22 protein-coding genes are annotated in these 23,846 nt (G+C 71.4%); 12 read left to right on the top strand and 10 right to left on the bottom strand.

Annotated features, from left to right (window positions below; genetic code table 11):
• Positions 1-37: 37 nt before the first annotated feature.
• Positions 38-736: an O-methyltransferase gene (locus AQJ67_RS11725; protein ID WP_341846153.1), complete on the bottom strand. Its 699-nt coding sequence runs from the start codon at positions 734-736 to the stop codon at positions 38-40.
• A 235-nt stretch (positions 737-971) separates the two neighbouring features.
• Here AQJ67_RS11725 and sigE point away from each other — a divergent pair, with 235 nt between their 5' ends.
• The 5 genes from sigE (at position 972) to AQJ67_RS11700 (ending at position 6,714) form a co-directional block, all read left to right on the top strand.
• Positions 972-1,670, top strand: a complete 699-nt coding sequence (sigE, locus tag AQJ67_RS11720) for an RNA polymerase sigma factor SigE (protein WP_079055891.1) — start codon at positions 972-974, stop codon at positions 1,668-1,670.
• Positions 1,667-2,632 carry an anti-sigma factor family protein gene (locus AQJ67_RS11715; RefSeq protein ID WP_062718197.1) on the top strand — a complete coding sequence of 322 codons (966 nt, stop codon included), beginning with the start codon at positions 1,667-1,669 and terminating at the stop codon, positions 2,630-2,632. The genes sigE and AQJ67_RS11715 overlap by 4 nt, the downstream gene beginning before the upstream one ends.
• 348 nt (positions 2,633-2,980) lie before the next feature.
• The gene (locus AQJ67_RS11710) at positions 2,981-5,152 is read left to right on the top strand and encodes a S1C family serine protease (protein WP_062718194.1); all 2,172 of its coding nucleotides are present in this window, start codon (positions 2,981-2,983) and stop codon (positions 5,150-5,152) included.
• A gap of 218 nt (positions 5,153-5,370) precedes the next feature.
• Positions 5,371-5,817 carry a sec-independent translocase gene (locus AQJ67_RS11705; RefSeq protein WP_062718181.1) on the top strand — a complete coding sequence of 149 codons (447 nt, stop codon included), beginning with the start codon at positions 5,371-5,373 and terminating at the stop codon, positions 5,815-5,817.
• Between the two features lie 228 nt (positions 5,818-6,045).
• Positions 6,046-6,714, top strand: coding sequence for a hypothetical protein (locus tag AQJ67_RS11700; RefSeq protein ID WP_062718179.1), 669 nt, complete (start codon positions 6,046-6,048; stop codon positions 6,712-6,714).
• A gap of 79 nt (positions 6,715-6,793) precedes the next feature.
• Here the strand turns inward: AQJ67_RS11700 and AQJ67_RS11695 are convergent, their stop codons facing one another.
• From AQJ67_RS11695 to AQJ67_RS11685, 3 genes are read right to left on the bottom strand one after another with little or no spacing between them, the layout of a single operon-like run.
• A complete protein-coding gene (locus tag AQJ67_RS11695) occupies positions 6,794-7,927 on the bottom strand; it encodes an Mrp/NBP35 family ATP-binding protein (RefSeq protein WP_062718177.1) in 1,134 nt (377 codons plus the stop codon).
• Between the two features lie 42 nt (positions 7,928-7,969).
• On the bottom strand, positions 7,970-8,566 hold the full coding sequence (locus AQJ67_RS11690; protein WP_062718169.1) for a DUF1003 domain-containing protein: 597 nt from the start codon (positions 8,564-8,566) through the stop codon (positions 7,970-7,972).
• On the bottom strand, positions 8,556-9,851 hold the full coding sequence (locus AQJ67_RS11685) for a magnesium transporter MgtE N-terminal domain-containing protein (protein ID WP_062718168.1): 1,296 nt from the start codon (positions 9,849-9,851) through the stop codon (positions 8,556-8,558). Before AQJ67_RS11685 ends, AQJ67_RS11690 begins: the two co-directional genes overlap by 11 nt.
• Positions 9,852-10,072: 221 nt before the next feature.
• Between AQJ67_RS11685 and AQJ67_RS11680 the strand changes: the two genes are divergently transcribed.
• Positions 10,073-10,819, top strand: a complete 747-nt coding sequence (locus AQJ67_RS11680) for a hypothetical protein (RefSeq protein ID WP_062718166.1) — start codon at positions 10,073-10,075, stop codon at positions 10,817-10,819.
• A gap of 102 nt (positions 10,820-10,921) precedes the next feature.
• Here the strand turns inward: AQJ67_RS11680 and AQJ67_RS11675 are convergent, their stop codons facing one another.
• Positions 10,922-11,431: a hypothetical protein gene (locus AQJ67_RS11675; RefSeq protein WP_062718164.1), complete on the bottom strand. Its 510-nt coding sequence runs from the start codon at positions 11,429-11,431 to the stop codon at positions 10,922-10,924.
• Positions 11,432-11,464: 33 nt separating this feature from the next.
• The gene (locus AQJ67_RS11670) at positions 11,465-12,580 is read right to left on the bottom strand and encodes a magnesium and cobalt transport protein CorA (RefSeq protein WP_062718162.1); all 1,116 of its coding nucleotides are present in this window, start codon (positions 12,578-12,580) and stop codon (positions 11,465-11,467) included.
• A 504-nt stretch (positions 12,581-13,084) separates the two neighbouring features.
• Here AQJ67_RS11670 and AQJ67_RS11665 point away from each other — a divergent pair.
• A complete protein-coding gene (locus tag AQJ67_RS11665; protein WP_062718160.1) occupies positions 13,085-13,669 on the top strand; it encodes a suppressor of fused domain protein in 585 nt (194 codons plus the stop codon).
• Between the two features lie 30 nt (positions 13,670-13,699).
• On the opposite strand, the gene AQJ67_RS11660 is transcribed toward AQJ67_RS11665, so the two are convergent.
• Entirely contained in the window at positions 13,700-14,926 is a 1,227-nt protein-coding gene (locus AQJ67_RS11660) for an MFS transporter (protein WP_062718158.1), read from the bottom strand.
• Between the two features lie 161 nt (positions 14,927-15,087).
• Here AQJ67_RS11660 and AQJ67_RS11655 point away from each other — a divergent pair, with 161 nt between their 5' ends.
• From AQJ67_RS11655 to AQJ67_RS11645, 3 genes are all read left to right on the top strand, one after another.
• On the top strand, positions 15,088-15,729 hold the full coding sequence (locus AQJ67_RS11655) for a DUF6758 family protein (protein ID WP_062718156.1): 642 nt from the start codon (positions 15,088-15,090) through the stop codon (positions 15,727-15,729).
• A gap of 217 nt (positions 15,730-15,946) precedes the next feature.
• Positions 15,947-16,804 (top strand): PHP domain-containing protein, encoded by an 858-nt coding sequence (locus tag AQJ67_RS11650; protein WP_062718154.1) that lies wholly within the window; start codon positions 15,947-15,949, stop codon positions 16,802-16,804.
• A 161-nt stretch (positions 16,805-16,965) separates the two neighbouring features.
• Positions 16,966-17,571 carry a MarC family protein gene (locus AQJ67_RS11645; protein ID WP_062718152.1) on the top strand — a complete coding sequence of 202 codons (606 nt, stop codon included), beginning with the start codon at positions 16,966-16,968 and terminating at the stop codon, positions 17,569-17,571.
• A 78-nt stretch (positions 17,572-17,649) separates the two neighbouring features.
• Here AQJ67_RS11645 and AQJ67_RS48195 read toward each other — a convergent pair whose 3' ends face one another.
• On the bottom strand, positions 17,650-17,802 hold the full coding sequence (locus tag AQJ67_RS48195) for a hypothetical protein (RefSeq protein ID WP_107083726.1): 153 nt from the start codon (positions 17,800-17,802) through the stop codon (positions 17,650-17,652).
• Positions 17,803-18,011: 209 nt separating this feature from the next.
• Between AQJ67_RS48195 and AQJ67_RS11640 the strand changes: the two genes are divergently transcribed.
• Complete coding sequence (locus tag AQJ67_RS11640; protein ID WP_062718150.1) at positions 18,012-18,905, top strand: NYN domain-containing protein; 894 nt, start codon at positions 18,012-18,014, stop codon at positions 18,903-18,905.
• A 13-nt stretch (positions 18,906-18,918) separates the two neighbouring features.
• Here AQJ67_RS11640 and AQJ67_RS11635 read toward each other — a convergent pair whose 3' ends face one another.
• Both AQJ67_RS11635 and AQJ67_RS11630 read right to left on the bottom strand, forming a co-directional pair.
• Positions 18,919-19,821 (bottom strand): alpha/beta fold hydrolase, encoded by a 903-nt coding sequence (locus tag AQJ67_RS11635; protein ID WP_062718567.1) that lies wholly within the window; start codon positions 19,819-19,821, stop codon positions 18,919-18,921.
• A gap of 102 nt (positions 19,822-19,923) precedes the next feature.
• A complete protein-coding gene (locus AQJ67_RS11630; protein WP_062718565.1) occupies positions 19,924-22,605 on the bottom strand; it encodes a DEAD/DEAH box helicase in 2,682 nt (893 codons plus the stop codon).
• A 481-nt stretch (positions 22,606-23,086) separates the two neighbouring features.
• On the opposite strand from AQJ67_RS11630, the gene AQJ67_RS11625 reads away from it, so the two are divergent.
• A complete protein-coding gene (locus AQJ67_RS11625; RefSeq protein ID WP_062718563.1) occupies positions 23,087-23,842 on the top strand; it encodes a ferritin-like fold-containing protein in 756 nt (251 codons plus the stop codon).
• The last annotated feature ends 4 nt before the right edge of the window (positions 23,843-23,846 follow it).

The following is a 23,846-nucleotide window of genomic DNA, read 5'->3' as shown; positions in this document are numbered from 1 at the left end:
ATCGCACATGGTGCCGGGGTCGCTGCTTTCCCCGCGGTCAGCGTTTGACCGCGCACAGCAGGCCGTCCCCGACCGGCAGCAGCGACGGCACCAGCTCCTGGCTCTCGCGCACCGCGCGCAGCAGCTCCCGGATGCGTATGACCTCGGTGGGCTGGGGGCCCGAGTCGACCGTGCGGCCGTTGGCGAAGACGCCCTCGAAGACGACGAGGCCACCCGGACGCAGCAGACGCAACGATTCAGCGAGATAGTCGAGAAACTCCAGTCGGTCGCCGTCACAGAAGACGAGGTCGTAACCGGCGTCCGCGAGGCGGGGCAGGACGTCCAGGGCGCGGCCCGGGATGAAACGGGCGCGGTTGCTGGCGAAGCCGGAGGCGCGGAAGGCCTGGCGGGCGAACTGCTGGTGCTCGGGCTCGGGATCGACGGTCGTCAGGACGCCGTCGGGGCGCATGCCGTGCAGGAGGTGGATACCGGAGACGCCGGTGCCGGTGCCGATCTCCGCCACCGCCTTCGCGTCCACGGAGGCGGCCAGCAGTCGCAGCGCGGCGCCCGTGCCGGGCGACACCGAGCGCAGTCCCGCCTCACGGGCCCGGTCCCGGGCCCAGCGCAGGACTTCGTCCTCGGCGACGTAGGCGTCGGCGAACGCCCAGCTCGTCTGCCGGTTGCCGGTAATGACCCTCTCCTGTCCCCGTGGTTGCCTGGGCGTGACTGTATCCGTTGCGGGCGGGAACCCGCAGATGGGACCGGGCGTTTAGAGGGGTGGGAAGACGACCGGGGGGACACAGTTGGATCACGATGACGAGCGGGGCGGCGAGCAAGTGCTGACGCACGCGCATCAGCCGTGCCAGCCCAGATCAAATTCTCGTAAAACCGCTTATCCGGAGCTAACGGGCGAGGTGGCTATGGTAGGGGCTCCACTGGACACCACCAGAGCCGATAGGGGAGGTGCGGCTGCGCCTGTGGATCGGGGAGGAGTGCTGCGGCGCTTTCTCGGATCGGCGGGCAGGCCGAAATCCGTGAACAACACCGCTGACCACAGCCACGCCGGCGACTACGCCCAGACCGCGACCTTCTCCACCGACGCGGACGGGCAGGCGTGGACTCCGCCCACCTGGGAGGAGATCGTCAGCACGCACAGCGGTCGCGTCTACCGACTGGCGTACCGCCTCACCGGCAACCAGCACGACGCCGAGGACCTGACGCAGGAAGTATTCGTCCGCGTCTTCCGCTCCCTGTCGACGTACACGCCGGGCACCTTCGAGGGCTGGCTGCACCGCATCACCACGAACCTGTTCCTGGACATGGTCCGCCGCAAGCAGCGCATCCGCTTCGACGCCCTGGGCGACGACGCGGCCGAGCGGCTGCCCAGCAAGGAGCCCACGCCCCAGCAGGTCTTCAACGACGCGCACTTCGACGCCGACGTCCAGCAGGCCCTCGACACGCTCGCGCCCGAGTTCCGCGCCGCGGTCGTCCTGTGCGACATCGAAGGACTGTCGTACGAGGAGATCGCCGCGACCCTGGGCGTCAAGCTCGGCACCGTCCGGTCCCGGATCCACCGCGGTCGCTCGCAGCTGCGCAAGGCCCTCGCCCACCGCTCGCCGGAGGCGCGCGCCGAGCGTCGCTCCTTCGTGCCGCGTGTGGCCGCTCTGGGGGGAGGGGGCGCGACCGCGTGAATGGCTCCCGACCCAACCCGGCTGAACGGCTCCTCGCCGAGCAGCACCTTGGCGACCGACTCTCCGCCCTCGTCGACGGAGAGCTCGGTCATGAGACGCGTGAGCGTGTCCTGGCGCACCTGGCGACCTGTGCCCGGTGCAAGTCCGAGGTCGACGCCCAGCGCCGGCTGAAGAACGTCTTCGCGGAGGCGGCCCCGCCGCCTCCCTCCGAGAGTTTCCTGGCCCGTCTTCAGGGGCTCCCCGGGGGAGGTGATCTGGACGGCGGCGGCTCGCCGCTCGGCGGGGGCGGATTCGGCGGACTGTCCGGACGACCCGGCGCCTCCGGAACCTTCGGCATGAAGCGCGGCGACCGCTTCGAGTTCGGCTATGTCCCCTCCCGTTCGCACGGCTCCGCGCTTCCCGCCACCGGCAGCGGCTTCCGTACCCACCCCGTGGGCCGTCAGGACGCCGACCGCTCCGCGTCCTCCCGGATGCGGTTCGCGTTCGTCGCGGCGGGCGCGGTCTCGCTGGCCGCCATCGCGCTGGGCGGTGTCACATCGAGCGCGCCGACCGACGCGGAGGCCCGCGGCGGCTCGGGCGGCAGCAATGTGACACCGGCCCGGACCCAGGGCGCCGGCGCCGCGACGACAGCCGAGAACCAGCGCCGCCGCGCGGTCGGCCCGCTCCTCGCGCAGGGCCAGGGAACCTCCGACACCCCGGTGGCCCCGACCGAGGTGTCGGCGCCGCTCCTGCCCGGTATGCCGGCCCAGCCCGTCGACGCGGACCTGCACACCCTGACAGCGCCCGTGGTGGCCGGCGCGGCCGCCATGTCCCCGCTGATACGCCCGCTCAGCGCGAACCCGCCGCTCGCCCTGACGGCGTGGTCGACGACCCCCGGAATCACCACCACTCCCGACCTGCTCGCCGCACCCGTCCCCGACGCGACCTCCTCCCCCTCCACCTCTTCGGCCACCGGCCGCTGACCCGGCCTCTGCGCAGCGGCCCACGAACCTGGTTGAATCCGGGGGTGGGCCGCGCGCCGTGCCGGTGGGCCGGGCGCGGAGTCGAAAAACCGCGGCCGCCGTTGACGCCGCGTGCCGGATGGGGGAGGTAGGACGGGGTCGCCCGGTTTCCTGAGGGAACTCGAGTGCGACAGCGCAGAGTCGAGTAGGCATTCGGGTTCCGGGCGTTCCCGGTGGCGGCCTGCCGTGAAACCAGGGTCACCCGCGTCCGCCTCCGCCGACGCGGCGCCGTTCGGTTCTCCGTGCGGACGCGGCCCGGAGCGAAGCGTCCTACTCGAGCCACGGTCAGCAGCGAGCAGGAAGCAGAGCATGAACGAGGGGAAGCCCGCGAAGGCGAAGTGGTGGAACCGCCCCAGACCGCAGGGACCTTCGGGCCAGGCGGACGGGGTGGCACCGACGCCGGACGAGTCGAGCGGGGCAGGGCCGGCCGTATCGGCGGCACCTGAAGACGCCGGTGAGCGGGTCCGGGCCGGTGACACGGCCCACGACACGGACGGTGACTTCGAGCTGGCGCGGCCCGCGGTGGGCACGGTCGGCGACGGGGCTTCGGACGGCGGTGACTTCGAGCTGGCGCGCCCCAGGGCGAGCGCGGCGACCGGTGGCCCGGTGCTGCCCGAGGGCGACTTCGAGCTGGCGCGACCGGCCGGGGCGCCTGAGGCCCCCGTCCTGTCAGCGGGTGACGCTGCCCCCGTCCCCGCCTCCGCTGTTCCTGCCCCCTCAGCTCCCGCCGCCCCTGTCACCGCTGCGCCCGCCCCCGCTGCCTCTGCCCCCGCAGACCCCGGCGACGCCCGCCCCAAGCCCCTGCACGACCCCGACCCCTACAGCACCCCGCCCTACGGTGAGCCCGGCCCCTGGGCCCCCGCCCCACCGGTCCAGCACCCGGCGACCACGCCTGCGCACGGGACGGCCGTACCGGCGCCGCCACCACCGACCCATGGCGCGCCCGCGCCCGCGCCGGTGCCCGGCACGCCTGCACCGTCGATGCCCCAGGCTGCGGCCCCGGCCCCGGCCCCGGCCCCGGCTGCGGCCCCGGCCCAGGCACAGGCACCGGCCCTGGCGACCGCCGAACCCGCCCCTGTCCCGACCCCGACCCCGATTCCGGCCCTGGCGACCGCCGAACCCGCCTCCGTCCCGACCCCGACCCCGACCCCGGCCCCCGGCATCCCCGCCCAGACGGGGCTCTCCGCCCCCGACGCCCCCGCCCGAGCCACCCCGGCCCCCGCCTACGCCGAGGTCCCGCCCCCCGCCTACGCGGAAGCCCCGCCCCCCGCCAACCCCTGGCAGAACTACGACCCCTGGTCGCGCGAGGCCCGCCCCGGGGCGCCCCTTCAGCAGAACGGCGCCGCCGTCACCACCCAGGAGCAGCGGCACAAGCGGGGGAGGAAGGTGCTCCTCGTCGGCGCCGTGCTGCTCGCGCTCGTCTCCGGCGGCGTCGGCGGGGCCGTGGGGGCGTATCTGGAGCGCAACGGCGGGGTGGGGGACGTCGAGCTGCCCCAGGCCGGTGCCGAGCCCGCCGGGCGGTCGCCGGACAGTGTCGCCGGGATCGCCGCGCGGGCGCTGCCCAGCGTCGTGACCCTGCATGTCAGCGGGAGCGACGAACAGGGCACCGGTACCGGGTTCGTGCTCGACGACCGCGGTCACATCCTCACCAACAACCACGTCGTCGAACCCGCGGGCGACGACGGCGAGATATCGGTGACCTTCCACAGCGGGGACACCGCCAAGGCCACCGTCGTCGGCCGCGACAGCGGCTACGACCTCGCCGTCGTCAAGGTCACCGGCGTCAGCGGCCTCAAGCCCCTGCCGCTCGGCAACTCCGACAACGTCCAGGTCGGTGACCCGGTCGTCGCCATCGGCGCCCCGTTCGACCTGGCGGGCACCGTCACCTCCGGCATCATCAGCGCCAAGGAGCGGCCCATCACGGCCGGCGGCGAGAGCGGCGACGGGAGCGACGTGTCGTACGTGGACGCCTTGCAGACCGACGCGCCCATCAACCCCGGCAACTCCGGAGGCCCGCTCCTCGACGCCCGGGCCCGGGTCGTCGGCATCAACTCCGCGATCCGTTCCGCCGACAGCGGCTCCGACCTCGACGGCGGCCAGGCCGGCTCCATCGGCCTCGGCTTCGCCATCCCGGTCAACCAGGCCAAGCGGGTCGCCGAGGAGCTGATCAACACCGGCAGGGCGACCCACCCGGTCATCGGCGTCACCCTCGACATGGACTACACCGGCGACGGAGCCCGCGTCGGCACCAAGGGCAGCGGCGGCGGCTCAGCGGTCGCCGACGGCGGCCCCGGCGACAAGGCCGGCATCAAGCCGGGCGACGTCATCACCGAGGTCGACGGCCAGCGCGTCCACTCCGGCGAGGAACTCATCGTCAAGACCCGTGCCCACCGCCCCGGCGACCGGCTGGAGCTGACCTTGGAACGGGGCGGCAAAGAGGTCCGGATCTCGCTGACGCTGGGCTCGTCGAGCGGGAACTGAGACTCACATAAACCTCACACCGAACGCCGCCCGACCGCCCCACTTATGCCCTGACAAGGCAAACAACCCGGAAAACCGCACGCCTACCCGCATTCGGAGGCCTCGGGACAGTACCGGTCGTAGCGGATCGCCGGGTACCGTGGAGCCGGCCCGGACCACGGAAGACCCGCATTCGACCACTGAGGGCCGAGGACCGAGGACATCGCAAGGAGCTTCAGGTGTTCAATGACATAGGACCTCTCGAGCTGGTGACGCTCGTCGTCCTCGCCGTGCTCGTCTTCGGTCCGGACAAGCTCCCGAAGATGATTCAGGACGTCACGCGGACGATTCGCAAGATCCGCGAGTTCTCGGAGAGCGCCAAGCAGGACATCCGGTCGGAGCTCGGCCCGGAGTTCAAGGACTTCGAGTTCGAGGACCTCAACCCCAAGACGTTCATCCGCAAGCAGCTGGACAACGACGAGCTGGGCATCAAGGAGATCCGCAACGGCTTCGACCTGAAGAAGGAGATGGCCGAGGTCACCGACGCCGTCCACGGCCGTGAGACGGAATCCTCGTCCTCCTCTTCGTCGTCCTCCTCGGGTTCCTCCGGCGGAACCGTCGACATGACGAAGAAGCCCGAGAAGCCCGGCGACGAGCGCCCGCCCTACGACGCGGACGCCACCTGAGCCGTACGAACACGCGGGCGGGACACCGCTCGTACGTGACGCTTCTCATACTCCGCCCGGGTCGCGCACGGCCTGAACCCGCTCCCTGTGCGCCTCGCGCGCCGGGCGCTTTCCATACTGCTCGGAGCGGTGTGGCTATGCTGCCGAGTTGTTGTGCGGACCGGACGAGTACGCCCGAAGGGGGGCGGGCCGGGCTGGTCCGGCGAGAACGAGGAGGCGTCCGGGCACATGGAGACGACGAGTCAGACGACGAGTCGGGCAGTCGCGCAGGAACCGGCCGTGGAGAGTGGACAGCAGCTCCCCTCCGCCCGGCGCACGGTCGACGGCTACCTGCTGGCGCCCTTCCCCTGGTACGGCCTCGACGAGGCCTTCACGGGGCCGCGCTGGCTGATGCAGGTCGGCACGGCGGCCGACGGGACCGTGGAACACGGTTCGACCGGGCACGGTGACGAGCCCTCCGTACGCAACGAGGCGACGGAGGACCGGGAGAAGTTCGCGGTGGTCGTGACCGTCGCGGCGAACCCGTCCCGGCGCAGCGCCGACGGCACGGGGCTGCTGGAGGCCACGTCGGTGTCCTCGGCGGCCTGGCTCGCGGGGGTGGGACTGCTGTCCTTCACCTGGCCGGGGCAGATGGACCACACGCTGCGGGACGACTGGCTGGAGCAGCAGACGGAGACGGCGTGGGCGTTGGCCGACGATCTGGACGGGCCTGACTGGTCGACGCTGTCCCTGCCGGTGGACGGGGTGTCGACGCCGTTCCACTACCGGGAGTCGGAGTTCGGGTGGGTGCTGGCCGGCTCGACGCAGGAAGGCGTGCACGTGGGGGCGTACGGGAGAGGGATGAGCGCCTACGGGCTCGGCTTCGCCATGATCAAGGACATCACGGCGTACGCCTAGGCCTCGACCGGCAGCAGGACACGGATACGCCGATGGGGGCGCCGTCGCACCGGACGGCGCCCCCATCGGCGTATCGGAATCAGAACTTGTTGCGCGGCGTGATGCCCAGGGACAGGCCCGACAGGCCCCGCTGCCGGCCGCCCAGCTTGCCCGCGATGGCGCGCAGGGCCGAGCCCGCGGGGGAGTCCGGGTCCGTGAGGACGACCGGCTTGCCCTCGTCGCCGCCCTCGCGGAGGCGGACGTCGATGGGGATGTTGCCGAGGACCGGGACCGTGGCGCCCGTCGTGCGCGTCAGGCCGTCGGCGACCAGCCGGCCGCCGCCCGTGCCGAAGACGTCGACCATCTCGTCGCAGTGCGGGCAGGGCAGGCCGGACATGTTCTCGACCACGCCGACGATCTTCTGGTGGGTCTGGACGGCGATGGAGCCGGCCCGCTCGGCGACCTCGGCGGCGGCCTGCTGCGGGGTCGTCACGACCAGGATCTCGGCGTTCGGGACGAGCTGGGCGACGGAGATCGCGATGTCACCGGTACCGGGCGGCAGGTCCAGGAGCAGGACGTCGAGGTCGCCCCAGTAGACGTCCGCCAGGAACTGCTGGAGAGCGCGGTGGAGCATCGGGCCGCGCCACACCACCGGGGCGTTGCCCGGCGTGAACATGCCGATGGAGATGACCTTCACGCCGTTCGCGGACGGCGGCATGATCATGTTCTCGACCTGGGTCGGACGCCCGTCGGCGCCCAGCATGCGCGGCACGCTGTGGCCGTAGATGTCGGCGTCGACGACGCCCACCTTGAGACCGTCGGCCGCCATCGCCGCGGCCAGGTTGACCGTGACCGAGGACTTGCCGACGCCGCCCTTGCCGGAGGCGACCGCGTAGACCCGGGTCAGCGAGCCCGGCTTGGCGAAGGGGACCTCGCGCTCGGCGCCCCCGCCGCGCAGGGCGTTCGCCAGCTCCTTGCGCTGCTCGTCGCTCATCACGTCGAGCGTGACGTCGACCCGGGTGACCCCCTCGACCGCGGAGACCGCGTCCGTCACGCGCTGCGTGATCGTCTCGCGCATCGGGCAGCCGGAGACCGTCAGGTACACGGTGACCGCGACCGCACCGTCCGCACCGATCTCCACCGACTTGACCATCCCCAGTTCGGTGATGGGGCGGTTGATCTCGGGGTCGTTCACCGTCGCCAGTGCCTCGCGCACCGCGTCTTCCGTAGCCATAGGACGATGGTACGGCTCGGTAGCCATGCCCCGGTAAGCCCGTCAGCGGTCGTCTACGTCACGTCCCGGGGACCGATCTGCCGGGAATACCCCGTGCTCGCGGTGACCGTCGTGCCGTTCCTCCAGCTCTTTCATCAGGTCATGGAGTTCCGAGCGCATCCAGTCGCGGGTGGCCACCTCGCCCAGGCCGATGCGCAGCGCCGCGATCTCCCGGGTCAGGTACTCGGTGTCGGCGATCGAGCGCTCGTTCTGCTTGCGGTCCTGTTCGAGGTTGACCCGGTCCCGGTCGTCCTGCCGGTTCTGCGCCAGCAGGATCAGCGGGGCGGCGTACGAGGCCTGGAGCGACAGGACCAGGGTGAGGAAGATGAACGGGTACTCGTCCCAGCGCAGATCGACCGGTGCGGCGATGTTCCACAGCACCCACACGACGATCACGACCGTCATCCAGACCAGGAACCGCCCGGTACCGATGAAGCGGGCGATCCGCTCCGACAGCCGTCCGAAGGCCTCCGGGTCCCACTCGGGCAGGATGCGGCGACGCGGCGGCCTGGGTTGGTCGAGGCGTGCGCGGGGCGCCCGGGTGGCCGCGGTGGCGCCCGACGCCACGCGTTCGCGCGTCCCCTCCCGCTCAGGAGCCATGGGCCACCACCCCCTCACCCGTGTCCTCGTCCAGATGGAACTCCGTCTCCCGCCAGTCCTCGGGCAGCAGGTGGTCCAGTACGTCGTCCACGGTCACCGCGCCCAGCAGCGACCCGGACTCGTCGACCACGGGCGCCGCGACCATGTCGTACGTCGCGAAGAACCCGGCGACGACCGGCAGCGCGGCGTCCGGGTCCAAGGCCTCCAGAGCCTCGTCGACCATCGAGCTGACCAGCGTGTACGGCGGGTCGCGCAGCAGGCGCTGGAAGTGGACCGTGCCCAGGTACTTGCCGGTGGGTGTCTCGTCGGGCGGGCGGCAGACGTAGACCTGGGCGGCGAGGGCGGGGGACAGGTCGGGGTTGCGGACGCGGGCGAGGGCGTCGGCGACGGTGGCGTCGGGCCGCAGAATGATCGGCTCGGTCGTCATCAACCCGCCGGCCGTGTGCTCCTCGTACGCCATCAGACGGCGCATGTCGGCCGCGTCGGCGGGCTGCATCAGGCTCAGCAGCCGCTCCTTGTCGTCCTCGGGGAGCTCACCGAGCAGGTCGGCCGCGTCGTCCGGGTCCATGGCCTCCAGGACGTCGGCGGCACGCTCCTCCTTCAGCTTGCCGAGGATCTCGATCTGGTCGTCCTCCGGGAGCTCCTCCAGTACGTCGGCGAGGCGGTCGTCGTCCAGGGCGGCGGCGACCTCGGCGCGGCGTTTGGGGGAGAGGTGGTGCAGGACGTTGGCGAGGTCGGCGGGGCGCAGCTGTTCGAAGGTGGCGAGGAGGCTCTCGGCGCCCTGTCCCTTCTCCTCCAGGGAGAAGCCCGTGACCGCCGACCACTCCACGGTCAGCGACTCGCCCTTGGCCCGCCGGAAGGCACCGCTGCGGCCGCCCTTGCGTACGAACACCTTGTCGATCTCCCAGTCCCGGCGGGCCGGCAGCTGCCCGACCGACAGATCGAGGACGGTGACCTCCTCGCCGGTCTCGACGAGGGTGACGCGGCGGTCGAGGAGCTCGCCGAAGACGAGGCGCTCGGTGGGGCGCTGTTCGAAGCGGCGGACGTTGAGCACACCGGTGGTGATGACCTGGCCGGACTCGATGCTGGTGACGCGGGTCATGGGCAGGAAGATGCGGCGCCGGGTGGAGAGTTCGACGACCAGACCGAGCAGCCGGGGCGGGCGCCGGCCGACGCGCAGCATGACCACCAGATCGCGGACGCGGCCCACCTGGTCGCCGTTCGGGTCGAACGCGGCGACGTCGGCCAGGTGCGAGACGAAGATCCGGGGAGCGCCGGCTGCCATGGCTGAGGCTCCTTCGTGTGCGGGGTGTGCTGTGTCGCTGTCGCGGCTGCGCTGCCGGGCCGCATTTCCGAATTGCCCGCTCGGGTGAGCTTCAGGCTAGCCCGTCCGGATCCGATACGCCCTGGTGAGCGGTCCGGACGGACTGGCTCCGCCGCGGCCTCGACTCACCGGTACGCTGCGGTACGCCGACCGGGTCCCACAACAGAAAGGCAGCCCCACCTGTGACTGCGATTCCTCAGGGTCGTACTCGCCGGGCCGCGATGGCGAGCGCCATGTGCGCGCTGGTCGTGTCGGGAGCAGGACTGACGGGATGCAGCGAGGACCCGGACGAGGGCACCAACGGGGTCGGCAAGCTGCCGGCCGCCGAGATCCAGCGCAAGACCCGTACGGCCGCCGACTCCGCGGACGCGGTCCATCTCGCCGGGAACGTGGTGGCGGGCGGGCGCACCTACAAGCTCGACATGCAGCTGAAGTCCGACGGCGGGACCGGGTCGGTCAGCGCACAGGGGGCCACCTTCCAACTGCTGCGGATCGACGAGCAGCTGTATCTGAAGGCCGACGCCGGCTTCTGGAGCGACGCGGGCGGCGACGGCAAGGCGGACGCCGGCGCCGTGGACAAGCTGAACGGCAAGTACGTGAAGGTGCCCCAGGGCGACCCGACGTACAAGAAGTTCAGCGGCTTCACCGACAAGGCCCTGCTCCTGGACGGCCTGCTGACCCTGCACGGCACGCTGGCGACGGACGGCCACCACGAGCAGGCGGGCACCCGCACCATCCGCATCACCGGCGACAAGGGCTCCGGCGGCACCCTGGACGTCTCCCTGGAGGGCGACCCGTATCCCCTGCTGCTGACCCGCGCGGGCGGCGGTGGCACCCTGACCTTCTCCGACTGGGGCAAGGACTTCACTCTGGAGAAGCCGGCCAAGAACGACACCGTGGACTACGGCAAGCAACTACCGACCTCGTGACCACCCCCTAAGGGGCGCGGGGCTGTGACATTTGCGGCTCCGCCGCGTGGGCGCGACCAGCCACGACGGCGCGGCAGACAAAAGGCGGCCTGTCGGGACCGCTCAACGCCGCCTTTTCTTGAACAACAGCCGCGGCAACCCCGCCGGGACCGGCTGACGCGTAGTCGCCGCAGACGGCAACGGCGCCGCAGCCAGCGACCCGTCCGGCAGAGCCCCCAACGCACCCGTGGGCTCCAGCCGCAGCACCCGGCACTCACGCGCCCAGCGCTCCGGCATCGCCTCGCCGTCGGGGGCGTTCAGCCGCTTGCCCTTCAGCTCGCCGACCGTCGCCTCCCACGCCTCGGATCCGGACGCGAGTTCGACGACCTTCGCGTTCCAGGAGACCAGCCGGCCCCCCTTGTCCTTGCTGCGCACGGTGACCTCGGCGGAGCCGCCGTCGGCCAGCCCCGGCAGCGGCTGCTCGCCCGGACCGTCGCCGACGACACAGGCGGCACCCTCGTGCCACGCGTGCCACAGCGCCCGGGCCGGGACGCCGGGGCCCTTGACCCAGATGAGGCCGGACTTCTTCGTGGCCTCCTCGACGAGGGCCTGATCGAGCAGCTCGCTTGTCATGGCCCTCAGCCTATCCAGCGGGATCGGGCCGGGTCAGAGCCAGCCGTTCCGCTTCAGCGTGCGGTGGATGCCGAGGCAGATACCCACCGTGATGCCCATGATCACCGGGTAGCTGTACTTCCAGTGGGTCTCCGGCATGTAGTCGAAGTTCATGCCGTAGACGCCGCACACCATCGTCGGTACGGCGATGATCGCGGCCCATGAGGTGATCTTCCGCATGTCCTCGTTCTGCGCGACGGACGCCTGCGCGAGGTTGGCCTGGAGGATCGAGTTGAGGAGCTCGTCGAAGCCGATGACCTGCTCGTGGACGCGGGCGACGTGGTCGCCGACGTCCCGGAAGTACTTCTGGATGTCCGGGTCGATCAGCCGCATCGGCCGCTCGCTCAGCAGCTGCATGGGGCGGAGAAGGGGCGACACGGCCCGCTTGAACTCCAGTACCTCGCGCTTGAGTTGGTAGATCCGGCCCGCGTCCGTGCCGCGCGGCGAGCCCTTGCGGCCCGGCGAGAAGACCTCGGTCTCCACCTCGTCGATGTCGTCCTGCACCGCGTCGGCGACGGCGATGTACCCGTCGACGACATGGTCGGCGATGGCGTGCAGCACGGCCGAGGGGCCCTTGGCGAGCAGCTCGGGGTCGTCCTGGAGGCGATGCCTGAGCGCCCGCAGGGAGCCCTGGCCGCCGTGCCGGACGGTGATGAAGAAGTCCCGTCCGGTGAAGCACATGACCTCGCCGGTCTCGACGACCTCGCTGTTGGCGGTGAGTTCGTCGTGCTCGACGTAGTGGATGGTCTTGAAGACGGTGAACAGGGAGTCGTCGTAGCGCTCCAGCTTCGGGCGCTGGTGCGCCTGCACCGCGTCCTCGACGGCGAGCGGGTGCAGTCCGAACTCGCCCGCGATACCGGCGAATTCGGCTTCGGTCGGCTCGTGCAGACCGATCCACACGAAGCCCCCGTCGCGCCGCACCTGACGCATCGCCTGGTGCGGGGTCAGCGGCTTGTCGGTCTCCAGCCGGCGGCCGTCGCGGTAGACGGCGCAGTCGACGACGGCGGAGGGGGTCGCGGGGTCGCGGGTGGTGTCGTACGCGCCACTGTCCTTGCGCAGCGAGATGCGGGAGGGGCGGACCACGGCACGCAGGTCGCGGATCATCGACATGAGCAGGCTCCTTCGCAACGGGCAACGAAGCGTGAAGAACCGCAGCACGGTTGGAACTGCCCGGAATGGGGACGTCCTGACCTCAGGATGTTTGGCACGTCCACAAAGCGGGGAGCACCGCACCGTTGCGGTGGAGGCTTCGTTGCTGATTCAGATCAGACGATCAGGCAAAGCGAAACGAAGTGCTCTTCCGTGGGAGGACGCAAGCGTGAAAGGACGGCGGTCAGCCGGAGCGGAACAGCCGGATCAGCTACATCAGCGGCGGGAAGAGCGAGTGGTACTGCACGGTCGACTTCGATCCATGACAGCCCCACCTCCTCCGGCCGGTCCCTCGTAAGGGACGTTCCATACCCCCTGAGGGGTTCCCCGTAGGGGAGTCTCCATCAGCGTCGGGACTCGATCGCGACGCTTCTGCGTGCTGCCCGAACACCGGGCAAGAGTATCAGCCGACTGAAGTGTCAAGGCGCTGCTTTGCCCGGTACTGACGAGTTCTATGCTCGCCGCATGGCTGATGTTCTTCCTCTGGTCGAGGCCCGGTTGCGCAGTGCGCTGGGCGAACCGGACGCGCGCGCGGCGGTCACCTTCCTCGGTACGGACCGCATCGAGGTGCTCCGTTTCCAGGAGGGAGACCTCGTCCGCTACGCCACGCTCGGCATGTCCGCGCACCCCATGAGCGACCCCACCGCGATGGTCGCCGACCCGGTCAAGGGTCCCCGCGCGGAGCTTGTCCTCTCCGTCCGCGCCGGGATCGCCGACACCGGCAAGGTGCTCCGTCCACTCGCCGTGCTCGCCGCGTCACCGCAGGTGGAGGGCGTGATCATCGCTCCAGGAGCCTCCCTGGACGTCGGTGAGCCGCTGTGGCCCGGCGCCCCGTTCACCTCCGTCCTGGTCGCCGAGCCGGGCGGCCTGGTCGAGGATCTGGAGCTCGACGCGCCGGCCGACCCCGTGCAGTTCCTGCCGCTGCTGCCCATGACGCCGAACGAGGCCGCCTGGAAGCGTGTGCACGGCGCCCAGGCCCTCCAGGAGCGCTGGCTGACGAGCGGGACGGACCTTCGGGATCCCGCCCGGAAGTCCGTCCCGCTGGAGTGAGGAACCTCACCAACCAGTGGCCGAAACCCGTCAGTTGGCGAACACGGCGACGCTGTCCTCGGTCGCGTGCCTCGTCTCCAGCTCCTCAGCCTCGTGCGTGAGGGAATTCCGCCGTACGACGACCACGAGCGCGCCCGCCACGGCCGTGACCGCCGCCACCACGAACGGGACGCGGATGCTGCCGGTCCACTCCTCGATCCTCGGCGCGAAGTAGGGCGCGGCCGCCGCCGCGAACCAGCGCACGAAGTTGTAGCCCGCGCTCGCCACCGGGCGCGGCGCGTCCGACACGCCGAGCGCCAGTTCCGTGTAGACGGTGTTGTTCACGCCGATGAACGCGCCGGACAGGATCGTGCAGACGACGGCGGTGGTGTGGTCGCCATAGCCGAGGACGAGCACGTCCAGGGCGAGCAGCACCAGTGACCCACCGAGCACCTTCAGCGAACCGAACCGCCGCTGCATGCGCGGTGCCACGACCACCGAGAACACGGCGAGCAGCACACCCCAGGCGAAGAACACCGCGCCCGACCGGTACGGGCTCATGTCCAGCACGAACGGGGTGAAGGCCAGCACCGTGAAGAACGTGTAGTTGTAGAAGAACGCCGAGACCGCCGCGGAGGCCAGGCCGCCGTGGCCGAGCGCCTTGAGCGGGTCGAGCAGCGAGGTCTTGCGGGCCGGCCTGGGCTGCTCCTTCAGGAACACCGCGATGCACAGGAAGCCGACCGCCATCAGGAAGGCCGTACCGAAGAACGGGTAACGCCAGCTGGCGTCGCCGAGCAGCGCGCCCAGCAGCGGCCCGCACGCCATGCCGAGGCCGAGGGCGGACTCGTACAGCAGGATCGCCGCGGCGCTGCCCCCGGCCGCCGCGCCGACGATGACGGCGAGGGCGGTGGAGACGAAGAGCGCGTTGCCGAGCCCCCAGCCCGCCCGGAAGCCGACCAGTTCGCCGACCGACCTGGACGTGCCCGCGAGTCCGGCGAACAGGACCACGAACGCGAGGCCGAGCAGCAGGGTCTTGCGGCCGCCGATCCGGCTGGAGACGAAGCCGGTGACCAGCATCGCCACGGCGGTGATGAGGAAGTACGAGGTGAAGAGCAGCGAGACCTGGCCGGCCGTGGCGTTCAGACCGCTCGCGATGGACGGCAGGATCGGGTCGACGAGTCCGATGCCCATGAAGGCGACGACGGACGCGCCGGCCGTCGCCCATACGGCCTTCGGTTGCCGCAGGATGCCGCCCGCTCCCGCGTCGAAGGTGTCCATACCGTTTCTCCCATCCGGTCCGAGGTAGCTGGCAGTTACACATAGTATGTTAGCTAGTCTAATTAATGCAAGCTACATCTATATGGGGCCGGCGAATCGGTTCCGTCCGGACGGGTGATCGTCCTTGACGTGACGCAGAAGGGGTAGGACCGTGGGGGCCCATGAGGGGCGAACCCAGTTGCCCGAAGTGTGGTGGCCGGGTCAGGGCTCCCGGACTCTTCGCCGACACCTGGCAGTGCGACGTGCACGGCACCGTGCATCCGGTGCAGCCCGTGATCCCGCCCAGCGTCGAGGCCCTCGGCGTGGTCGTGCATCGCACGCAGGTGCCGGTCTGGATGCCGTGGCCGCTGCCGATCGGCTGGCTTTTCACGGGTGTCGCCAGCGCCGGCGACGACCGCACCGGAGGTCGCGCGACGGCCGTGGCCTGCTCCGGACCCGGCCCGCTCGGCGGCATGGGCGAGCTGATCCTGGTCGCCGAGGAACTCGGGGTGGGGCTCGGCGCGCGCTATGCCGGCATCGACGGTCCGGATCCGGGGTCGTACATGAACGTCGAGAAGCCACCCCAAGCGAAGGTGCTGGCCGCCGGGCGTCCTACGCCGCTGTGGCATGTCTCGGGTACGCCCGACGATCGTGCCGTGTTCGCGGGAGAGGCGCTCGGGATGTGGCTGTGGGCGGTCATGTGGCCCGAGCAGTCGGGGCTGCTGATGTACGACGAGCTGGTGCTGACGGATCTGCGGGATGCGGGGGCCGAGGTGGAGTTGGTGCCCTGCGGAGCGTTGTCGCCGCGCTTGCTTGGGCCGTAGCGCCTACGGGGGAGGGGGCGGCTCTGGTGTGGCGGCTGCGGGTCGTCTGTGGCTGGTCGCGCCCACGCGGCGGAGCCGCACATGTCGCAGCCCCGCGCCCCTGGGGTGGGTGCGTGTAGGGGTCTCTCGCGCTGTGCGGGTGTGACATGAGGTCGTTGAAAATGCGGTTATCCTTGAGCGGCCCCGTCCGTGTCGTCACCCGTCTGGAGTTCGCGTAGTGCGTATCGATCTGCACACCCACTCCACCGCTTCCGACGGGACGGACACGCCGGGCGAGCTGGTGCGGAATGCTGCCGCGGCCGGGCTGGACGTGGTGGCGCTCACCGATCACGACACCACCCGTGGGTATGCGGAGGCCATCGGCGCTCTGCCAGAGGGTCTGACCCTTGTCACGGGTGCCGAGCTGTCCTGTCGGGTCGGTGGGGTCAGCATGCACATGTTGGCCTATCTGTTCGACCCGGAGGAGCCCGCGCTGCTCGCCGAGCGGGAGTTGGTGCGGGACGACCGGGTGCCGCGGGCGCAGGGCATGGTCGGGAAGCTGAACGAGCTGGGTGTGGCCGTCACCTGGGAACAGGTGCTGCGGATCGCCGGTGAGGGGTCGGTCGGGCGGCCGCATGTCGCCACCGCGCTGGTCGAGTTGGGCGTCGTACCGACCGTGGGGGACGCCTTTACCGAGGACTGGCTGGCCGACGGCGGCCGGGCCTTCGTGGAGAAGCACGAGACCGACCCGTTCGAGGCGATCCGGCTGGTCAAGGCCGCGGGCGGGGTGACGGTGTTCGCGCATCCCGCCGCGAGCAAGCGGGGCCGTACGGTGCCGGAGGCCGTGATCGCGGAGATGGCCGCGGCCGGGCTCGACGGCATCGAGGTCGACCACATGGACCACGACCCCGACACCCGGGCGCGGCTGCGCGGGCTCGCCAAGGAGCTCGGGCTGCTGACGACCGGGTCCAGCGACTACCACGGCAGCCGCAAGACGTGCGTGCTCGGCGAGTACACGACGGATCCCGAGGTGTACGGCGAGATCACGCGGCGGGCCACCGGAGCGTTTCCCGTCCCGGGGACCGGCGGGGTCTAGGTCGGCCACCTTCACGTCCGTTCCGAGGCACCCGGCGCTGTCGGCTGTGCCCACCCGTTCCGCCCCGCGGAACGACTGCCCACAGCGGTAGCGGCACAGCGGCTGTAGCCCCGCGCTGCCTGACCACCGCGCGTTCACTCACCTCGCAAGGCCCACCACGCATGTTCGACCTCGCTGTCTTCGGCTCTCTCTTCCTGACCCTCTTCGTCATCATGGATCCCCCCGGGATCACCCCGATCTTTCTCGCGCTCACCGCCGGGCGGCCGGCCAAGGTGCAGAGGCGGATGGCCTTTCAGGCCGTCTGTGTGGCGGGTGGGGTGATCACGGTGTTCGGGCTTCTGGGGCACCAGATCCTGAACTACCTGCATGTCTCCGTGCCCGCGCTGATGATCGCGGGCGGGCTGCTGCTCCTGCTGATCGCGCTCGACCTGCTCACCGGCAAGACGGACGAGCCGAAGCAGACCAAGGACGTCAATGTCGCCCTCGTCCCGCTGGGCATGCCGCTGCTGGCCGGGCCGGGCGCGATCGTGTCGGTCATCCTGGCCGTGCAGAAGGCCGGCAGTGTCGCCACGCAGGTGTCGGTCTGGACGGCGATCCTCGCCATCCACGTGGTGCTGTGGCTGGTGATGCGGTACTCGCTGCTGATCATCCGGGTCATCAAGGACGGTGGCGTGGTCCTGGTGACGCGGCTCGCCGGCATGATGCTGTCGGCCATCGCGGTGCAGCAGATCATCAACGGCGTCACTCAGGTGATCAAGGGCGCCTGACCCGGCGTATGCGCGAAGCCCCCGCACGGCCTGAGTGCCGTACGGGGGCTTCGAAGCTTCCGCGGTGATCCGCGTCTGTTATGAGGCCGTGGTCTCGGCCGGTCGGATCCAGAGTCGCTGCCCGATAGCGGCGGCCTGCTGAACGATCCGGTTGACGGAGGCGGCGTCCACGACGGTGCTGTCCACGGGGGTTCCGTCGAACTCGTCGAGTCGCATGATTTCGAAGCGCATGGGCTTCTCCCTTCGTCTGGTCATCCTCCTGCGGAGAACTACTGGGGTTACACACGTATGCAACGGGGTGCGTGTTACAAACATTCCCTACGCTAAAGAAATTTTTCGAACGACTAACTACTGACCGGTAAGCGGTCGTCGTGCGATCAAGGGGGGGACCGACCGGGACCGGTTGTGTTCGCAGCGTGACCGCCGGGACAATGGAAGCGATGAACGACGACCTCGCGGCACTCGCCGCCCGCATCGACCACACCAACGAGCTGCTGCAACGCATGCTCGCCGAGGTGGCGAAGACGCCCTCGACCCATGCGATCTTCGTCGACGCGGGCTACCTCTACGCGGCCGCGGGACGGCTGGTCGCCGGGACGGAGGACCGCCGGGCCTTCGACGTGGACGCCGAAGGATTGATCGAGGCGCTCATCGACCGGGCGCGCACCATCTTCGCGGACAGCAGGCTGCTGCGCGTCTACTGGTACGACGGCGCGCGGCGCCGTATCCACACGGCGGAACAGCAGTCGATCGCCGAGCTCCCCGATGTGAAGGTCCGCCTGGGCAACCTCAACGCCAACAACCAGCAGAAGGGCGTCGACTCACTGATCAGGACCGATCTGGAGTCGCTGGCCAGACACCGGGCCATCAGCGACGCCGCCCTGCTCGGCGGCGACGAGGACCTGGTGTCCGCGGTCGAGGCGGCGCAGGGGTACGGGGCGCGGGTGCACCTGTGGGGCATCGAGGCACCGGAAGGGCGCAACCAGGCCGAACCGCTGCTCTGGGAGGTCGACAGCCAGCGCACCCTCGACCTCGACTTCTTCAAGCCGTACGTCGCCCGGCGCACGGCCGCCGCCTACGAGGGCGCCGGGTCCCGGCCGACGCGGGAGGACGTCCGCTTCGTCGGCGCGCAGATCGCGGCGAAGTGGCTCGCGGCACGGGGCCGCGAGTCACTCGTGGAACTGCTGCCCGGCCACCCGTACCTGCCCGGCTCCGTCGACCAGGACCTGCTGGTCGAGGCGGAAGGGCTGCTCCAGTACTCGCTGCGCGGCCAGTCGGATCTGCGGCGGGCGCTGCGGGACGGGTTCTGGGAGCACCTTCAGGCGCAGTACTAGGCCCGGACAGGGGCTAGGCCTCGGTCGCGCGTACGCCCCCGTCGTCCACGGTGTCCCAGAAGTCCGCGACCGCCTGGGCCGTGCGCAGGGGCTGGTCGGCGTTGGGGGAGTGCTCGGCGCCGGGGATGACCGTGCGCCGGGCGTTCAGCCGGGCGGCCATCTCGTCGAGGACCGGGACCGGCCAGGTGTCGTCGCTGGCGCCGGACAGCACGTGGAACGACAGCGGCAGGGCCGCGAGTTCGTCGACGCGGTCCGGCTCCGTGCACAACTGACGCCCGGTGGCGAGGAGTTGCGCGGGCTTCGTGCCGAGCCAGCGGCGGCGCAGCAGTTCCTGGCCGCCGATGCCGCGTGCCGGACCGCCGACCTCCTCGGGCGGGCCCATCGCGAGGATCGCCTCCCATGTCTCGGCCATGTTCATCACCCCGAGCGCGTCCCGCAGCAGCTTCACGCGCTGCTGCTGGGAGTCGGAGATCTGCGCGGGGCCCGACGCCATCAGGGTCAGCGAGCGGAACGGCGTGTGGTCGAGGAGGACGGCGGCCCGGGCGATCTGGCCGCCGAGGGAGTGACCGAAGAGGTGGAGCGGGCTGCCGAGGTCGCCGAGGGCCGCGGCCTGCGCGAGCACGTCCCTGGCCAACTCGCCCTGCGCGTAAGGGGCTTCGTCGCGCTCCGGACCGTCCGACTCGTGCTGGCCCCGCCCGTCCACGGCGACCGTACGGTAGCCGCGCGCCGCGAGCGGTTCGTGCATCAGCGTGAAGTCCTCCTTGCTGCCGGTGAACCCGGGGAGCAGCAGGGCGACACCTCGGGGCTCGACGCCGGGGGCGACCGGGGAGTCGACGACGGCGAACGTGCCGCGGGAGGTGGGGAGGGGGTAGGCGCGGGCGTTCGGGGGCGGCGTGAAGGCGGGTTCGGTGGTCACGGGGGGAGGGTAGCCGGTGCGCCGCCAGACCCCCACCCACCGGTCCGGGAACGCCGACGGCCCGGCCCCGCGCTGGGCGGGACCGGGCCGTCGTACGGGAGATCAGCTCTCCGCGGGCTCCGTGGCTGCCGTGGCCTTGCGGGTGCGGCGCACCTTGGGCTTCACCTCGGCCGTGCCGTCGGCGGCCTCCACGGTCGTCGCCGTCGCCGCGGTCTTGCGGGTACGGCGGCGAGGCGCGGGCGCCTCCGTGGCCGTCGGCTCCTGTGTGGCCTGGGCCGGGATGTCGGCGGCCGGAGCGGCGGCGGTCGCCTTGCGGGTACGGCGAGCCTTGGGCTTGGCCTCGGCTGCCTCGGCCGTGTCCACGGCGACCTCCGCGGTGGCCGTCGCCTTGCGGGTCCGGCGCGGCTTGGCCTCGGCGGCCTCCGGCTCCGCGACGGTCGCCGCGGCCTTGCGGGTCCGGCGCGGCTTCGCCTCCGTGCCCTCGGCCGTGTCCACGGCGGCTTCGGCGGGCGCCGCCGCCTTGCGCGTACGGCGCGCCGTCGGCTTGGCCTCGGCTGCCTCGGCCGTGTCTACGGCGGCCTCGGCGCTGACGGTCGCCTTGCGGGTGCGCCGCGCCTTGGGCTTGGCCTCGGCGGCCTCCGGCTCCTGGGCCGTCTGGGCCGGGATGTCGGCGGTGGCCGGGGCGGCGGCCTCGGCGGGCGCCGCGGTCTTGCGGGTGCGGCGCGTCCTGGGCTTGGCCTCGGTGGCCTCGGCCGTGTCGACGGCGGTCTCCGCCGCGGTCGTCGCCTTGCGGGTGCGGCGGCGCGGCTTGGTCTCCGCGGCCTCCGGGGTCTCCGCGGCGGCCTCGGTGGTGCCCTCGGCCGTGTCGACGGCGGCCTCGGCGGCAGCCGTCGCCTTGCGGGTGCGGCGGCGCGGCTTGGTCTCCGCGGCCTCCGGGGTCTCCGCCGCGGCCTCGGTGGTGGCCTCGGCCGTGTCGACGGCGGTCTCCGCCGCGGCCGTCGCCTTGCGGGTGCGGCGGCGCGGCTTGGCGGCGGGAGCGGGAGCCTCTTCGGACTCCGCGACCTGGGAAGCCGTAGCGGCCTCGGACGGCTGGACGGCCTCCGCGACCTTCGCGGTCTCCGAGGGCTTGGCGGCCTCGGGCTCCGGCGCCGTCACGGTCGCCGTCGTCGTCTCGGCCGAAGTCGCCTGCGGCTCCGCCGACTTGCGGGTACGACGGCGGCGCGGCTTCGCCGGGGCCTCGTCGGTGACCTGGGGGGACGGGCCCTCCGCCGTGGCGACGGCCGCCTCGGCGGCCTCCGTGGGCTCGGGGGACGTGGCCGGCACGGCGGCGGTCGGCTCCGCGGCCCCGCCGCGGGTGCGGCGACGGCGGCGCGGGGTGCGCGGCGCGGTCACGGCCTCCGCCGTGGTGGGCTCGACGGTCTCGTCCGTCGTCGCGGGACCGCCGGCCGGCGCCGACGTCCCGTCCAGGGCGGCCCCGCCGCGCGTACGGCGGCGGCGACGCGGCGTGCGTGCCGAGCGCTCGCGCTCCGGCGAGGACGAACGGGACTCGTCCCGGCCGCCTCGGCCGCCGCGACCGCGGCCGCCACGACCGCCGGTCTCGCCGAGGTCCTCCAGCTCCTCCGCCGCCAGCCCGGCGCGCGTGCGCTCCGAGCGGGGCAGGATGCCCTTCGTGCCCGCGGGGATCTTCAGGTCCTCGAAGAGGTGCGGGGACGTGGAGTACGTCTCCGGCGGGTCGTTGAAGTCCAGCTCCAGCGCCTTGTTGATGAGCTGCCAGCGCGGGATGTCGTCCCAGTCGACGAGGGTGATCGCCGTACCCGTGTTGCCCGCGCGGCCCGTACGGCCGATGCGGTGCAGGTACGTCTTCTCCTCTTCCGGGGACTGGTAGTTGATGACGTGCGTCACGCCCTCGACGTCGATGCCGCGCGCGGCGACGTCGGTGCAGACGAGGACGTCCACCTTGCCGTTGCGGAAGGCGCGCAGGGCCTGCTCGCGGGCGCCCTGGCCGAGGTCGCCGTGGACGGCGCCGGAGGCGAAGCCACGCTGCTGGAGCTGGTCGGCGAGGTCGGCCGCGGTGCGCTTCGTACGGCAGAAGACCATGGCCAGTCCCCGGCCGTCGGCCTGCAGTATGCGCGCGACCATCTCCGGCTTGTCCATGTTGTGTGCGCGGTAGACGTGCTGCGCGATGTTCGCGACGGTCACGCCCTCGCCGTCGGGCGAGGTGGCGCGGATGTGGGTCGGCTGCGACATGTAGCGGCGCGCGAGGCCGATGACCGCGCCCGGCATGGTCGCCGAGAACAGCATGGTCTGGCGGCGGGCCGGCAGCATGTCGATGATCTTCTCGACGTCGGGCAGGAAGCCCAGGTCGAGCATCTCGTCGGCCTCGTCGAGGACGAGCGCCTTGATGTGCTTGAGGTCGAGCTTCTTCTGGCCCGCGAGGTCCAGCAGCCGGCCCGGGGTGCCGACGACGACGTCGATGCCCTTCTTGAGGGCCTCGACCTGCGGCTCGTAGGCCCGGCCGCCGTAGATGGCGAGGACGCGTACGTTGCGCACCTTGCCCGCGGTCAGCAGGTCGTTGGTGACCTGCTGGCACAGCTCGCGCGTGGGGACGACGACGAGCGCCTGCGGGGCGTCGGTGAGGGCCTCGGGCTTGGCGCGCCCGGCCTCCACGTCGGCGGGGACGGTGACGCGCTCCAGGAGCGGGAGACCGAAGCCCAGCGTCTTGCCGGTGCCGGTCTTGGCCTGGCCGATGACGTCCGTGCCGGAGAGGGCGACGGGGAGGGTCATCTCCTGAATGGGGAAGGGGTTCACGATGCCGACGGCCTCAAGGGCCTCGGCGGTCTCGGGAAGGATTCCGAGCTCTCGGAAAGTCGTAGTCAGGGTGCTGCCTCTTCTGTGTGCGCGGTGCGAGGCGAGCGCGGGGGTCTTGACGGACCGTGCCGGGGACGTCGGCTGCCTTACGGGCTGGCCGTAGGGCACGGGACCACTGCCGACGCTCTAGCGCTCGTACCGCTGAGGGTGTCCCTCCGGTCGTCGTACGCAGAGTGCCGTACGGCCGGGGAGGGCTGTCGGGTCGGAGCCGATCGGGCCACCGACCGGGCATCCTCATAACGCGCGGCCCGTCGAGATACGTCTGAGTACTCAGCGGGCGCATTACCACCATACCCCGGAAACGCGCACATGCGATGGCCGAATTGGTCACGTAGTCGGCGTCACAGTGATTGACCAGGGACTTCCGTGACACGGTGAGCGGGCTATTGTGCGCTTCATGACGACGCCTGACAACACCTCCGACGTCCCTGACCCCACCGACACCCCCGCCGAGCACACCGGGGTCGCCGCCCAGGACTGGGCGCGGGCCTCCGCCGATCCGCAGTACCGGGCCGCTGTCGTGGATCTGCTCGGCGCGCTGGCCTACGGGGAGCTGGCGGCGTTCGAGCGGCTGGCGGAGGACGCCAAGCTGGCGCCGACGCTGGCGGACAAGGCGGAGCTGGCGAAGATGGCGTCCGCCGAGTTCCACCACTACGAGAAGCTGCGGGACCGGCTCACCGAGATCGGGGCGGAGCCCACGCAGGCCATGGAGCCGTTCGTCGCGGCGCTCGACGGGTTCCATCGGCAGACGGCGCCTTCGGACTGGCTGGAGGGGCTGGTCAAGGCGTACGTCGGTGACTCGATCGCCAGTGACTTCTACCGGGAGGTCGCGGCTCGGCTCGATTCGGACACGCGTGGGCTGGTGCTGGCGGTGCTGGACGACACCGGGCATGCGTCGTTCGCGGTGGAGAAGGTGCGGGCGGCGATCGACGCGGATCCTCGCGTGGGTGGGCGGCTCGCGCTGTGGGCCCGGCGGTTGATGGGGGAGGCGTTGTCGCAGTCGCAGCGGGTGGTCGCCGACCGGGACGCGCTGTCGACGATGCTGGTGGGCGGGGTCGCGGACGGGTTCGATCTCGCGGAGGTCGGGAAGATGTTCTCGCGGATCACTGAGGCGCATACGAAGCGGATGGCTGCGCTGGGACTCGCTGCCTAGGGCG

The organism is Streptomyces caeruleatus (assembly GCF_001514235.1).
Taxonomy (GTDB): domain Bacteria; phylum Actinomycetota; class Actinomycetes; order Streptomycetales; family Streptomycetaceae; genus Streptomyces; species Streptomyces caeruleatus.
The sequence above is the reverse complement of the archived record's forward strand: the minus strand, read 5'-3'. Positions and strand labels throughout refer to the sequence as shown.

Coding starts and splice junctions, on each gene's coding strand:
- AQJ67_RS11625 (WP_062718563.1), top strand. CDS start 23,087: ATGACGACGCCTGACAACACCTCCGACGTCCCTGACCCCACCGACACC.
- AQJ67_RS11710 (WP_062718194.1), top strand. CDS start 2,981: ATGAACGAGGGGAAGCCCGCGAAGGCGAAGTGGTGGAACCGCCCCAGA.
- AQJ67_RS11685 (WP_062718168.1), bottom strand. CDS start 9,851: ATGGCAGCCGGCGCTCCCCGGATCTTCGTCTCGCACCTGGCCGACGTC.
- AQJ67_RS11665 (WP_062718160.1), top strand. CDS start 13,085: ATGGCTGATGTTCTTCCTCTGGTCGAGGCCCGGTTGCGCAGTGCGCTG.
- AQJ67_RS11655 (WP_062718156.1), top strand. CDS start 15,088: ATGAGGGGCGAACCCAGTTGCCCGAAGTGTGGTGGCCGGGTCAGGGCT.
- AQJ67_RS11670 (WP_062718162.1), bottom strand. CDS start 12,580: ATGTCGATGATCCGCGACCTGCGTGCCGTGGTCCGCCCCTCCCGCATC.
- AQJ67_RS11660 (WP_062718158.1), bottom strand. CDS start 14,926: ATGGACACCTTCGACGCGGGAGCGGGCGGCATCCTGCGGCAACCGAAG.
- AQJ67_RS11645 (WP_062718152.1), top strand. CDS start 16,966: ATGTTCGACCTCGCTGTCTTCGGCTCTCTCTTCCTGACCCTCTTCGTC.
- AQJ67_RS11690 (WP_062718169.1), bottom strand. CDS start 8,566: ATGGCTCCTGAGCGGGAGGGGACGCGCGAACGCGTGGCGTCGGGCGCC.
- AQJ67_RS48195 (WP_107083726.1), bottom strand. CDS start 17,802: ATGCGCTTCGAAATCATGCGACTCGACGAGTTCGACGGAACCCCCGTG.
- AQJ67_RS11675 (WP_062718164.1), bottom strand. CDS start 11,431: ATGACAAGCGAGCTGCTCGATCAGGCCCTCGTCGAGGAGGCCACGAAG.
- AQJ67_RS11630 (WP_062718565.1), bottom strand. CDS start 22,605: ATGACCCTCCCCGTCGCCCTCTCCGGCACGGACGTCATCGGCCAGGCC.
- AQJ67_RS11700 (WP_062718179.1), top strand. CDS start 6,046: ATGGAGACGACGAGTCAGACGACGAGTCGGGCAGTCGCGCAGGAACCG.
- AQJ67_RS11640 (WP_062718150.1), top strand. CDS start 18,012: ATGAACGACGACCTCGCGGCACTCGCCGCCCGCATCGACCACACCAAC.
- AQJ67_RS11695 (WP_062718177.1), bottom strand. CDS start 7,927: ATGGCTACGGAAGACGCGGTGCGCGAGGCACTGGCGACGGTGAACGAC.